Below are 12,349 nucleotides of genomic sequence, written 5' to 3' on the forward strand. Positions count from 1 at the left end.
TCCTACCACCCCAGCCAGTTCATCAGAACATGGAACGAGACTAGGAACTTGGGGTTAAACCCTCCGAGAAATGCCCCCGTTTATGCCCCAGTTGTTTCGGGTGCTACGGGCGCCGAGGGTGGGCCCTCAGAGATCGTTGAAGGCCCATGCCACAGGTCATAGCAGGTCGTAATCGACCCCGTTCGCCCAGAAGTCCCAGTCGTCGCGCTTGTTATCCGCCGCCGACCCCTCAATCAGACGAATCCGCAAATCCTCGGATGCACGTAAGTTTCCAATTGCGCTCTGAACGCTCGAGACGATGTCAATCCAAACATATCATTCGGCGCACCTCAGTCTTGTCCAACTTGATTCACCCCAATCAGCTTCCGCAGATCTAAGAAATAGAGGCAATTCCACGGCAAAATCATACAGCGTTGACTGAAGAGACGTTGTCATGGGCTGACCGTTGTTTTCTGCTAACTCAAACAAGTTACCAGCGAAATTCGTATATCTGAGCGAAATACACTCCGGCTGCAGGACACCCTTAGGTTCGGCGGTCAAAAGCGTCTGAACAATAAAGTCCAAATTTCCAGAACCTGCACCAGAGTCGGCCGGCACTAGGTTAAACGAGGTGCGAATAACAAGATTGGAAGTTTGTGCACCTTGTGGGCAGCTTGATCTGCTTGAACTGGTTGTGAAACACGGCGGCACGCCATCGAAAAGTCCAGTACTCAAAGAGTTGGAAAGTGTCGCTTCGAATGCTCGTTCAAACTTTGATGGTTGGTATGCCCGGTTCAGTGTATCTAATGCACGTACAATTTCCTCACGCGATCGCGACGTTCCACTCGCGGCACCATAGATTCCTCCTGCAGTGGCAAACACAGGAACTAATGCGACACCGAGAGCCAGTCCGAATGGGTCTGCTGAGGAAAGCCCCGCCTCCAAAGCACCTCCGGCGCCTGCGCCAATACCAGAAACAGCACCTTCGCCTCGCGTATAAGCGGTGCTACGGACATCTCCGTCTACGATCCGCACGGACAAGTTTATCGTTGAACGCGATGCTAAATTGGCAGTGTTTATGTCAGGAAGGGAGGGCGCGCACGCAGAGAGAAGCGAGCAAGTAGCTACGCATAGCGCTTTAAGTCTTTTTCTGTCGCTTCTCTTCATCTCAACTGGTGTATCGATTTGCAAGTTTCCGTGGGCCTCATAGGCAGCAGACAACGGTCCAATTTCACCAATGCGGAGCATTGAAACTTCAGCCATCCCTTCCTTTTTGCAGAACTCCGAAAGTGCTTAAATATATCTCAAAATCAGAATGTAACTTTTGATTTGCATCAAGAGGAAGTGCATAATTGAACTCATTCGGAGTAAATTCTCCAGCGCTCGCGGGATGGAGTGCACCGTATGCGCCCGGATAGTCTGATTGAGGGGTCAGCGGCGGATAACAAGCGCGACGACTGGGACTTCTGGGCGAACGGGGTCGATCGCGACCTGCTATGACATGTGGCATGGGCCTTCAACGACCTCTGGGGGCCCACCCTCAACACCCGTAACACCTGAAACCACTGGGGCATAAACGGGGGCATTTCTCGGAGGGTTTAGCCCCAAGCGCCTGCTGTCGTTCCATGTTCTGATAATCTGGCTGGGGTGGTAGGAATCCTTGCCCACCGATGATTGTTATCGGCTTTTTCAACCGGTGACCTGAAGTGGGGCGGTTGCGGGGGCATTTGGAGGGTAAGCACGGGGTATTCTGACCGCTAGAGAGGTCGTTGGCGGGTGCCAACAGGCGCGACTAGACCGCTAGATCGACCGTCCACTGGCGCTGACGACGTCCGTAAGATGGAACCGCTGTCGAGTCGTTCCGGGTGCTGAAGACTGGTCGCTGGTGCTGGCGGGGGCTTTGGTGGGGTTGATATTGTGTGGGCTAGGGAAATATCCCGTGCTTTTCTTCCATTACTTCCGCTAACCAAATCAAGCTTTCTGAGTCCAAACAAATTCGAACAATTTCCTGCCATGTCACGCGACGAATAAGACCAGGTACCCGGCACGCGGAAGCAGCTTGTCTAATTTGAACGTCCGCAGCTCCGCCAACTTTGTACCTAGGATTTCGGCCATCATATACGAAGACGGCGTGTCCATTTGAAGGATCCACATTTCCGTCAATATTGGTGACTGCAGCGAGTACGTTCCGGACGATCTGATAAGTTGGTAAAAGTGGGCAGGGAGACAGATCCTGCTTGTCGCTCCAATCAAATAAGTCAGGTATGTGATCCCAATAAGAAACGCCAACTTCCGTTAAAGCGCAGCGCGTTTGCCTGTTTTGCTGACGAGTATAGGTCCCATCGCACAAAGGCGTCTCGGACTTTTGCGGCTTGACGCGCGAGCAAATTCCGAACTCGGATTCGCTAAACTTGCATTCAACGGCTACCCGGTAATCGTCCCTTTCTAGGCAGACATCCAATTGCGTTGGTCGAGGCTCATTAAGCGTTTGAACGTCGACTTCCATGGACAGCGCAGTTTCTTGAGAAACGTTTCCAAAAGCTGAACGCCCACATTGGGCCGGAATTTGGGACAGTAATTCCAACTGGCCTGCGGCTTTGAAGGCTCCAAAAACACTTTGAGCCATCGCCTGCGAGCTTCTGAAAGATCGAAAATGCCTATGGCGATCCGTTGCTGCAATTTCAGCTTCAATCTCCGAGGCCATTCTTTCGTCGGATGGCAGCATGAGATTGAGATAAGGTTTTGAAACGGAGACGACTGGCGGCCTTCCCGGTGCCGATTGCCCGTCGAGGTCGCCCTTGGAGAACGATTTGGCATAATTCCACCAAACCCCTTGCAGCAGCGCTTCGTGTTTTTTTGGTTCCGCCCCCATTTCACTTGATTTTTGCAAAGCACTTTTGGGCAACGAGTTCTGGTACTCAATTTGGGATAGCCCGATTAATCTTGGTGCTCTGCTTCGCTGGCCATATTGGACTTTTGCGTTCGGCAAGGATGCGAAGATTATACTAAGGCCAAGGACATTTGAGATTTCTTGCGACTTTTCTTCGAGAACAGACTTAAAGGCTCTGTCAGATGTAAGCCATCGCGACCACCAATCTGCTTCTCCTAGGACCACGATATCAGGCCGCTCCAAGACCATCTCACGACCAAAGGTGTCACGAATTTCCTTCGCAATTCTCGGAAGATTGGCCTCAACGATGGCGGCATATCGTAACCCTTCCAGCAGAGCGACAGGGGGCGGATCACTAGGGCCACCCGAGTGCCCAATCACCTTGAGTTCAACTAGTACAGCTCGGCCATGTTCCGTCAGGCCGAACATATCGATCTTTCCGATTTCACGATCTGCACGTGTCGCCTTTAGCGGAACTTGATAATCAAGCAGCTCAAATCGAGTCCCGTCTGGTAAATCCCAGCCCTCCTGTGCGTTAACCATCGCAATCGCAAAATGCTCTTCCCTGCGGTTCGTCTTCCCTTCAGTCGTAGGATAGCCACTTCTCCCTCCTAAATAGGGGCGACCAGTTGGACGTTTCGGAGCTTCTTCCTTAAGGCATTGATAGGCTTGGCAATACGAAGCTACGTCAATTCGCGCGACGTCTTTCGTTAATGAAGATTTTGGCCAGCGGCGGGCAAACAATAGATCAAATGTCATGTAACTTTATTAATCAGCGAAGTATGACTTGTCATGTCTGGCAGAGGTCCATCCGAGAGATCAATTCGGGCCGTACCTCGCAATTTACTACGCTAGGCCCTCTCGACTCCACCGAGCCTTTATCTGGCAGGGGTTATGCTTGTTCTCGGCGTCCTGATGAGCCCGTGCATGACAGCTTGGGCATAGTGCAATCGCGATGAAAGTTTTCTTGCCCGTTGAGATGTCGGAGCAAAGTTCCTCACCGCAGATCTCGAGCAACTCCCCGCGCCACATTAACTCTTTGGTGGTGATGCCACATTGCTGGCACTGCGCCTCTTCAAGAGCACACCTGACTTCCTCAACCGAGACTATCCGTTGATAGTTGCATTCAGTATCGGCCATTTTCATACCCCGCGAAATCGTTGACAACTCAACCCTGTGCAATGGACCTGCTCTGGCCTCACCCAGTATTCGCCTTGGGAGACTCAGGCTAACGCAGGTGTCGGGCGCATACAAGCCAGCGGGCATTACTCACTCCTGCCCCCCAGAAAACCGAGGAACCTCCTGCATCTAAATAAAGAAGCAACTGCAGGAGTTTGATCTATGAAGTACCTATCTGCCCTCGGCGTTCTCGTCGGGGGTTTTCTTTTGCACCCACCGCCCAAGGCTGTCCTGACGACGATGCTCTGGGTGGTTGCGCGGTCCCATCCCGCTGTTTCGGCGCTGGTTCTGCTGGTGGTTCTCTGGACGTGGAGGTCCGACGATGACTGAACTGGAACTGAACCCCGGTGACGTCGTGGTCGTCCGCGCCTTCGATGACGTCCCTGAGCATCACTTCCGCGTGGAAGAGGTTTTCGAAGACTGCGTGACCGGCTTTGCTGTCACCGGTCCACTGGCTGGTGAATACGGCGAACCAGCACGTGAGATGATCCTGCGGATCGTCCCTAACGACTAACACCCCAAAAAATCAAAACAGAAAAGGAGGAGACCTATGTCTGCTCACATTCGCTATGCTTATCTGAAGGGCCATACGTGGTTGTTCAGACGTAACTATCCCGTCGACGTGGCTCTCGCGCTGGGCGCTCAGGCGCTGAAGCAGAGCCTCAAGACCAGTGACCGTAACACTGCCCGCGTCCGAGCCGCTGAAGTCAACGCCCGGTTCGAGACGTTGGTGGAACAGGTTCGGTCTCAAGCAGAGGAGACTCTCTCTGCACCGGAGACCAACGCTGATGCTCCTGATTGGGTTGACCAGCCGGAGTCGTCTCTCGTCCGTCTCCGGGCCACTCTGGAGGACTCTGGATGCAATCTGCAGCGGTCTAAGTTCATCAGGCCATCAGCGCCGGTTAAAGTGCCGGTTCGTGACCTGAGCCGGGCCTATCTGAACAAGCGCAGTAACGAACTACGACCCAGCGGGTTCAAATCGGTCCGATACTCTGTCGGGTTATTCTCCAGCCGATTTGGTGACCAGTCGGTTTGCAGCCTGGACCGAGCAGGCGGACGAGACTTCCTGACGGCAATTGCCCAACTCTCCCCAATGATCGGCAAGTCAGAGCGGACGCGTGGGCTGACTCTGGACCAACTGGTCGCGTACTCGTCACGAGGGTCTGTGACGATAACTGCCAGAACTCAGCGACGTATCTGGTCACAGGTCAATCACTTCCTCGACTGGGTGGTCTACGAGGGGTATCTGGAGGTCAATCCTTTCCGGACTGTTCTCTTCGATCGAAAGGTGCGCCCAGCGCCTTATGCTGTCGCGACTGACGATGAGGTGGTGCGCTTGCTGGGAGCCAAAGACCCAGACCTGCATCCGGTTCTGCTGACTTGCCTGCTATCAGGAATGCGAGCGGGGGAAGCGGTTGGGCTGCTTCGGGAAGACCTCGTGACCAAGGGCAACCTCGGTTGCTTCGTTCATGTTCAACCAAACGAATTGAGACTGCTGAAGACGGGCGCGGCGGAGAGACTGGTTCCGGTTCACCCGGTGCTGGACGAGACGTTCCGTCAACTGCCTGCTTCTGGCCCTCTGTTCCCTGACCTGACCGTGGCGCACGTCACCAAGGGATTTGCGAGACTGAGACGACGGTTGGGACTGGAACGACCGGGACTGGTGTTCCACTCGACCCGTAAGTGGTTCATCACCCAGTGCGAGCGAACGGGTGTCCCTGAGCACTTCACAGCATCTCTGGTCGGTCACCAATCGGCACGGTCGGAGAACGGGATCACCTACGGCATCTACTCGGCTGGCATCAGTGACGAGCAACGCCGGTCGATCGTTGACCAAATCAGACTCCCGCTAGGGACGGTCGCCTCATGACCTTCCCGGACATTGATGCGTTTGAGGAACGGGCTGCTATCGCTGAATACGATGGCGGTTGCTCCCGCAAGGCAGCGGAAGATCTGGCGGCTCGGGCTCAAGGGTTCCGTGACGCTGAAGCCTACTGGCAGTGGCTGGCTGACTATGTCGTTAACCGAAGACCACCCTGACACCTAACCCTCGGCGGCCCTTAGCGGGTTGCCGGGGGGATCACTTTGATATTTTTTTCTTGCCGCTTCGAAATTACGCGGCGAGAATGCGATGGAAAATACCGATATTATAGCTGGTTACGTAGTTGAGTTTAGAGGTTTACGATGAAGGTTAGCGGGATAGCGGACGATACTGGCGAGGCAGTCACTCAGGAAATATCTGATGTTTCATCCGAAGAACTTCAGTCAATGGCATCATTGGGCTTATCGTCTGGAGAACTGAAGGCAAAGATCGACAATTTAGCAATATCGGCTGATGCAAAGGCACTTCTGTTCCAAGTCGCAACGAAGGTAATCCGCGTGGGGGAGACGGTTATCAAGATCGGCCAAAAGATTCTTGAGACGGTTCTTGAAGTTATTAAGACCTATCCAAACACAACCTTTGGTGTGGTGTTCGGGGCGATAGCAGGGACACTTATTAGTTCCATTCCGGTGATTGGATGGGTGCTTGGTCCAATCGTTACTCCCATCTTAATTCTGTTTGGGATGTCCGCAGGCGCAGTCATGGATATTTCAGACAAAGCACTCGAACGGCGGGTTATGTCGTCTTTGGCTGAGTTTGACGCTCTCAAATCGGTGGTTAGCTAATGGAACACGGTTGGTTTGACGGTGTCGATGATGTCGTTCACGACGATCTGCGGTTCAAGGCTAAGCTGGGCATTGGTGAGAACGCCTATACGTCCGTACGAGTAAAAAAGGCACTATTTGAAGCTTGGGACGTTGCTGGCGTTGCGGCGACAGGGGCGCAAGTTGCTAGCTCTGCTATGATCGCTCAGAAATTCTTTGCTGCTCCAAGTTTGCTCGCTGCTATAGGAATCGGAACTGCGACTGCGGCCACTCCTGTCGGTTGGATCGCTGCGGCTAGCGTTATATCTGGTGGCGCGTGGCTCGGAATTACCCGTTATCTGAAGTCTGACAACAGTAAGACGACCGTAATTCCCACATTCATCAACACACCACTGGACGTCTTGGGGTTAGGAATTTTCGACTTATTGGCTCCTCTTGCGATGAAGGTTGCCCAAGTTGACGGAAAAGTCGAAGAAACAGAAGAAGCAGCCATTAGGCGCTATTTCGTTGAAGAGTGGGGCTATTCTGAGCAATTTGCCGAGCGTGGTTTCGAGTTCGTGAAACTTCGACTGGATGAATATAACATCAAAGCCACGGCGCAAACTCTTGGTGCTTTCACGAGAGATAACCCAGATTGCAGCTTCGACCATATGTATTCGGACATTATGACCTTCCTGCAAACTGTGGCCGAGGCGGATGGCATTCTTGATGAGCGCGAAGAAATGGCTTTGGAGCGGATTTCCAAGGTGTTTGCTGAAGAAGGCAAGTTTTCCGTATCAAGAACCGTTGCACCAGTGGGTAACGCCATTGGTTCGGCAGCGGCATCAGTCGGCAGTGTCATTGGCTCAGTGCCGTCGCAAGTCGCAAGGCTGAACCCTTTGAGGCGAACAAGCAGCGAGGGTGAAGAGATCGAGTCAGATATTGGGACGGAGGAATAAAACAGCCACCAAGCCCCCCCCCCAGACCGCCAACACCAATCCACCCACCCGTCAGCACCCGGAGCCAGCCGTTGGCGATCCTGTCAGCACCAGTGGACGGTCCACTAGCGGTTTCTTCAGAACCTGTCGGCACTCATAAAGGGGGAGCCGATGCCTACGGCGTGGATGCAAGTTGAACTCTGACGTTACGTGGAAATGGCCCCTTCAATCCGTCTATTTCGCGCTGTCACGAACGCTAAGACATTTTTTTTATAGAAATTGTACTCCCCTAAATCACTGGGATAGGGTGAAGATGTAAAATCATCAAAGGGAAGGTGGAATTTGACTTTCTCGAAGCACTCGGAAACCAAGTCTTCGAGCAAAAAGAATTTTACGTAGCCTCTAAAGTTTCCAAATAAATCAAAAAAACCCGAGTAGCGTTTCAGTGTTTCTGAAAGTGGGCTTTCACCTTGCAAGTAGTGAAGCCGGATACACTCCAAGGTCAGGTCAAATCTATCACCGATTTTTCCGTTTAGGCCGCGCGCACCATTGATTGTCAATTTCCCATTAACCTTATTTCCGGGAAACACAATGTAAGCGCCGATCGTACTGCAGGTTTTGAAAAATGATTTCACTTCTTCGCGGTCCATTTTGCCGACGATTCCAGATGTCCTTTTAGTCCTGCTATAAGTATGTGTGATTGCATCGCTAGCCAGAAAAAACTCTCCCAATTGGGATTTATGATGCAAATAAACGTTTGGAGTACTGTCAGTTAATTCAAACATAGTCTGATTTGGAAGCTGTTTGCTCCATAGTAACTTGTGATATCGGCGAAGCGTAGGACTGAATGCATCCGGGTCTTTTCCAGTTGGTGTGTCTTCGTAGAAATCGAAAGATGTGTCCAAAGTTTCTAGCAAAGTAGTTTTCCCTTAGTTTGCGCTGCTCCGTCTCGGATGAAAAGCTTAGCCACCGCATATTGAAAAAGACAGCATAGATGGGAGGCTGCCTCTGTTGCCGGACGCATCAATCCCTCGGTCGGTCCAAGTGGGAACGGTACTAACCCACACCACCCGCCAGCACCAGCGACCAGTCTTCAGCACCCGGAACGACTCGACAGCGGTTCCATCTTACGGACGTCGTCAGCGCCAGTGGACGGTCGATCTAGCGGTCTAGTCGCGCCTGTTGGCACCCGCCAACGACCTCTCTAGCGGTCAGAATACCCCGTGCTCACCCTCGAAATGCCCCCGAAACCGCCCCACTTCAGGTCACCGGTTGGAAAAGCCGATAACAATCATCGGTGGGCAAGGATTCCTACCACCCCAGCCAGATTATCAGAACATGGAACGACAGCAGGCGCTTGGGGCTAAACCCTCCGAGAAATGCCCCCGTTTATGCCCCAGTGGTTTCAGGTGTTACGGGTGTTGAGGGTGGGCCCCCAGAGGTCGTTGAAGGCCCATGCCACATGTCATAGCAGGTCGCGATCGACCCCGTTCGCCCAGAAGTCCCAGTCGTCGCGCTTGTTATCCGCCGCTGACCCCTCAATCAGACTATCCGGGCGCATACGGTGCACTCCATCCCGCGAGCGCTGGAGAATTTACTCCGAATGAGTTCAATTATGCACTTCCTCTTGATGCAAATCAAAAGTTACATTCTGATTTTGAGATATATTTAAGCACTTTCGGAGTTCTGCAAAAAGGAAGGGATGGCTGAAGTTTCAATGCTCCGCATTGGTGAAATTGGACCGTTGTCTGCTGCCTATGAGGCCCACGGAAACTTGCAAATCGATACACCAGTTGAGATGAAGAGAAGCGACAGAAAAAGACTTAAAGCGCTATGCGTAGCTACTTGCTCGCTTCTCTCTGCGTGCGCGCCCTCCCTTCCTGACATAAACACTGCCAATTTAGCATCGCGTTCAACGATAAACTTGTCCGTGCGGATCGTAGACGGAGATGTCCGTAGCACCGCTTATACGCGAGGCGAAGGTGCTGTTTCTGGTATTGGCGCAGGCGCCGGAGGTGCTTTGGAGGCGGGGCTTTCCTCAGCAGACCCATTCGGACTGGCTCTCGGTGTCGCATTAGTTCCTGTGTTTGCCACTGCAGGAGGAATCTATGGTGCCGCGAGTGGAACGTCGCGATCGCGTGAGGAAATTGTACGTGCATTAGATACACTGAACCGGGCATACCAACCATCAAAGTTTGAACGAGCATTCGAAGCGACACTTTCCAACTCTTTGAGTACTGGACTTTTCGATGGCGTGCCGCCGTGTTTCACAACCAGTTCAAGCAGATCAAGCTGCCCACAAGGTGCACAAACTTCCAATCTTGTTATTCGCACCTCGTTTAACCTAGTGCCGGCCGACTCTGGTGCAGGTTCTGGAAATTTGGACTTTATTGTTCAGACGCTTTTGACCGCCGAACCTAAGGGTGTCCTGCAGCCGGAGTGTATTTCGCTCAGATATACGAATTTCGCTGGTAACTTGTTTGAGTTAGCAGAAAACAACGGTCAGCCCATGACAACGTCTCTTCAGTCAACGCTGTATGATTTTGCCGTGGAATTGCCTCTATTTCTTAGATCTGCGGAAGCTGATTGGGGTGAATCAAGTTGGACAAGACTGAGGTGCGCCGAATGATATGTTTGGATTGACATCGTCTCGAGCGTTCAGAGCGCAATTGGAAACTTACGTGCATCCGAGGATTTGCGGATTCGTCTGATTGAGGGGTCGGCGGCGGATAACAAGCGCGACGACTGGGACTTCTGGGCGAACGGGGTCGATTACGACCTGCTATGACCTGTGGCATGGGCCTTCAACGATCTCTGAGGGCCCACCCTCGGCGCCCGTAGCACCCGAAACAACTGGGGCATAAACGGGGGCATTTCTCGGAGGGTTTAACCCCAAGTTCCTAGTCTCGTTCCATGTTCTGATGAACTGGCTGGGGTGGTAGGATTCGAACCTACGATACACGGTACCAAAAACCGCTGCCTTACCACTTGGCTACACCCCAACGGTGAGGCGCTATCTACGATTGTTGTTTGGGGGGTTCAAGCCCTTTCCCGCAAAAATATGAACGCAGTCAGAAAAAAGTTTGCCAAGATATGCAACCGTTGGAAACATAGCTTTGAGTTGCTTTTCCGTGTCGGTCATTTCGCGGTTTGCCAAGAAAACGTCGGCGGCGCAGGTTGCTTGTTTCAAGTAGATGTCGTCGGTACGATTTTGCGGTAAGTTTCCCAGGGGGTATTGGCGCGCCGGGATCGTGAAGACTGGCACTCGGCCAGGCCAGTGAAATTGCAAAAGGATAGACCGGAAATGAAGTTTCTACGCACGCCGGACGAGCTGTTCCAATCTCTGGAAGGTTACGATTTCGAACCGCATTATTCGATGGTCGATGATACCGAAGGCGGAGAACTTCGGGTCCACCATGTGGACGAAGGTCCAGCGGACGCCAACCCTGTTCTGATGATGCATGGCGAACCAAGCTGGTCTTTCCTCTATCGTCACATGATCAAAGGCTTTGTCGCGCGCGGACATCGGGCGGTTGCGCCGGATTTGGTCGGGTTTGGTCGGTCTGACAAACCGACCGAGCGCTCGGATTACACCTATGCTCGCCACGTGTCGTGGATGGGGGACTGGCTGCGCGGGGTGGATCTGACGAATATCACTCTGGTCTGTCAGGATTGGGGCGGGTTGATCGGATTGCGCCTTTGGGCCGAGATGCCGGACCGCTTTGCCCGTATCGTGGTTGCCAACACGGCCCTGCCTACCGGCGATCAGCCGATGGGAGAGGCATTCGAAAACTGGCGTAGATTCAGCCAGGAGGTTCCCGTGTTCCCGGCGGGGGGGATCTTGAAGGGCGGTACGCAAAAGCCGATGTCAGACGACACGATTGCCGCCTATGACGCGCCATTCCCGGACGAAAGCTATAAGGCCGGGGCGCGGCAGTTCCCGATGTTGGTGCCAGCGTCGCAGGACGATCCTGAGGCTGAGCCAAACAGAAAAGCCTGGGCTCTTATCCGCACTTTGCAGACCCCGGTGTTGACGGCTTTTGGGGCGGATGACAAGGTCATGGCTGGGATAGATACGGTGTTTCAGCGGCTCTGTCCGGGGGCCAAGGGGCAGCCCCACACAATCCTGCCGGACGCCGGTCATTTTCTGCAGGAAGATGTCGGGGCGGAACTGGTCGATCTGACCTGCGATTTCATCGCCCGAACGTCCTGACGCTATTCCCGAACTTCTTCGGGGTCGACGCCCCAGAGGTTGGATTTCTGCGTCCAGCCACGGTGTCCTCCGGCCGAGACATGGCACCAGTCCAATGTGCAGCTGCCCAGGCGCGCAACTACGCCGGATTCGAATTGCGCGCTGATCTGAGCGCTGGAACTGGGGTTGGCATAGACCGGCAACATATCCGTTTCGATCAGAACGGTGCGCGCACCGGACAACAGGGCGTAGTGCACCCAGCCTCCAGCGCCGTCACGGTCCTGGACCCTGCGCCAGTTGCCATATTCGGCGGTGATTTGCAGCGGCATGCCGCGCCGCTTGAACACCCAGTCGATTCGATGAGTCAGGGAGGGCCCGCGCCGCACATTGCCCTCGGCCGCCTTCATCGAGACATAGCGTGGCAGCGGCAGATTCGTGACCGGACCGCGCTTGTCCTGCGCGCTGGCGGCCAGACCTCCGGTCCAGATCAGAAAAACGCTCAACACCGACGCTAAACGGCGCTTTTGGGGTAGAAAACCTCTCACG

The 12,349-nt window shown here is 53.5% G+C and carries 11 protein-coding genes and 1 tRNA gene; 7 read left to right on the forward strand and 5 right to left on the reverse strand.

Annotation, left to right across the window (positions count from 1 at the left end):
• Window positions 1–315: 315 nt before the first annotated feature.
• Together GOV79_RS00005 and GOV79_RS00010 are read right to left on the reverse strand one after the other, a co-directional pair.
• Window positions 316–1,242, reverse strand: a complete 927-nt coding sequence (locus GOV79_RS00005; RefSeq protein ID WP_170788132.1) for a hypothetical protein — start codon at window positions 1,240–1,242, stop codon at window positions 316–318.
• A 661-nt stretch (window positions 1,243–1,903) separates the two neighbouring features.
• The gene (locus GOV79_RS00010; protein ID WP_170608613.1) at window positions 1,904–3,628 is read right to left on the reverse strand and encodes a PGN_0703 family putative restriction endonuclease; all 1,725 of its coding nucleotides are present in this window, start codon (window positions 3,626–3,628) and stop codon (window positions 1,904–1,906) included.
• Window positions 3,629–4,210: 582 nt separating this feature from the next.
• Here GOV79_RS00010 and GOV79_RS00015 point away from each other — a divergent pair.
• The 5 genes from GOV79_RS00015 to GOV79_RS00035 all read left to right on the forward strand — a co-directional run bounded on the left by GOV79_RS00015 (window position 4,211) and on the right by GOV79_RS00035 (window position 7,632).
• Window positions 4,211–4,378, forward strand: a complete 168-nt coding sequence (locus GOV79_RS00015; RefSeq protein ID WP_170668168.1) for a hypothetical protein — start codon at window positions 4,211–4,213, stop codon at window positions 4,376–4,378.
• The gene (locus GOV79_RS00020) at window positions 4,371–4,562 is read left to right on the forward strand and encodes a hypothetical protein (RefSeq protein WP_170560494.1); all 192 of its coding nucleotides are present in this window, start codon (window positions 4,371–4,373) and stop codon (window positions 4,560–4,562) included. The genes GOV79_RS00015 and GOV79_RS00020 overlap by 8 nt, the downstream gene beginning before the upstream one ends.
• A 36-nt stretch (window positions 4,563–4,598) precedes the next feature.
• Window positions 4,599–5,918: a DUF6538 domain-containing protein gene (locus GOV79_RS00025; RefSeq protein WP_170560496.1), complete on the forward strand. Its 1,320-nt coding sequence runs from the start codon at window positions 4,599–4,601 to the stop codon at window positions 5,916–5,918.
• Between the two features lie 314 nt (window positions 5,919–6,232).
• Window positions 6,233–6,715, forward strand: coding sequence for a hypothetical protein (locus GOV79_RS00030; protein ID WP_170560500.1), 483 nt, complete (start codon window positions 6,233–6,235; stop codon window positions 6,713–6,715).
• Complete coding sequence (locus GOV79_RS00035) at window positions 6,715–7,632, forward strand: TerB family tellurite resistance protein (protein ID WP_170560508.1); 918 nt, start codon at window positions 6,715–6,717, stop codon at window positions 7,630–7,632. Before GOV79_RS00030 ends, GOV79_RS00035 begins: the two co-directional genes overlap by 1 nt.
• Window positions 7,633–7,817: 185 nt before the next feature.
• Here GOV79_RS00035 and GOV79_RS00040 read toward each other — a convergent pair whose 3' ends face one another.
• Window positions 7,818–8,528, reverse strand: coding sequence for a DUF6994 family protein (locus GOV79_RS00040; protein WP_170560510.1), 711 nt, complete (start codon window positions 8,526–8,528; stop codon window positions 7,818–7,820).
• Window positions 8,529–9,313: 785 nt separating this feature from the next.
• Between GOV79_RS00040 and GOV79_RS00045 the strand changes: the two genes are divergently transcribed.
• Entirely contained in the window at window positions 9,314–10,240 is a 927-nt protein-coding gene (locus tag GOV79_RS00045) for a hypothetical protein (protein WP_170788132.1), read from the forward strand.
• A gap of 298 nt (window positions 10,241–10,538) precedes the next feature.
• On the opposite strand, the gene GOV79_RS00050 is transcribed toward GOV79_RS00045, so the two are convergent.
• Window positions 10,539–10,613: transfer RNA gene (locus GOV79_RS00050), tRNA-Gln, on the reverse strand.
• A 302-nt stretch (window positions 10,614–10,915) separates the two neighbouring features.
• On the opposite strand from GOV79_RS00050, the gene GOV79_RS00055 reads away from it, so the two are divergent.
• Complete coding sequence (locus GOV79_RS00055) at window positions 10,916–11,824, forward strand: haloalkane dehalogenase (RefSeq protein WP_170788133.1); 909 nt, start codon at window positions 10,916–10,918, stop codon at window positions 11,822–11,824.
• 2 nt (window positions 11,825–11,826) lie between these two features.
• On the opposite strand, the gene GOV79_RS00060 is transcribed toward GOV79_RS00055, so the two are convergent.
• Window positions 11,827–12,306 carry an SH3 domain-containing protein gene (locus GOV79_RS00060; protein WP_237217912.1) on the reverse strand — a complete coding sequence of 160 codons (480 nt, stop codon included), beginning with the start codon at window positions 12,304–12,306 and terminating at the stop codon, window positions 11,827–11,829.
• Window positions 12,307–12,349 lie beyond the last annotated feature (43 nt).

The sequence above is a fragment of the Ruegeria lacuscaerulensis genome, from assembly GCF_013034745.1.
Taxonomy (GTDB): domain Bacteria; phylum Pseudomonadota; class Alphaproteobacteria; order Rhodobacterales; family Rhodobacteraceae; genus Ruegeria; species Ruegeria lacuscaerulensis_B.

Coding starts and splice junctions, on each gene's coding strand:
- GOV79_RS00005 (WP_170788132.1), bottom strand. CDS start 1,242: ATGGCTGAAGTTTCAATGCTCCGCATTGGTGAAATTGGACCGTTGTCT.
- GOV79_RS00010 (WP_170608613.1), bottom strand. CDS start 3,628: ATGACATTTGATCTATTGTTTGCCCGCCGCTGGCCAAAATCTTCATTA.
- GOV79_RS00015 (WP_170668168.1), top strand. CDS start 4,211: ATGAAGTACCTATCTGCCCTCGGCGTTCTCGTCGGGGGTTTTCTTTTG.
- GOV79_RS00020 (WP_170560494.1), top strand. CDS start 4,371: ATGACTGAACTGGAACTGAACCCCGGTGACGTCGTGGTCGTCCGCGCC.
- GOV79_RS00025 (WP_170560496.1), top strand. CDS start 4,599: ATGTCTGCTCACATTCGCTATGCTTATCTGAAGGGCCATACGTGGTTG.
- GOV79_RS00030 (WP_170560500.1), top strand. CDS start 6,233: ATGAAGGTTAGCGGGATAGCGGACGATACTGGCGAGGCAGTCACTCAG.
- GOV79_RS00035 (WP_170560508.1), top strand. CDS start 6,715: ATGGAACACGGTTGGTTTGACGGTGTCGATGATGTCGTTCACGACGAT.
- GOV79_RS00045 (WP_170788132.1), top strand. CDS start 9,314: ATGGCTGAAGTTTCAATGCTCCGCATTGGTGAAATTGGACCGTTGTCT.
- GOV79_RS00055 (WP_170788133.1), top strand. CDS start 10,916: ATGAAGTTTCTACGCACGCCGGACGAGCTGTTCCAATCTCTGGAAGGT.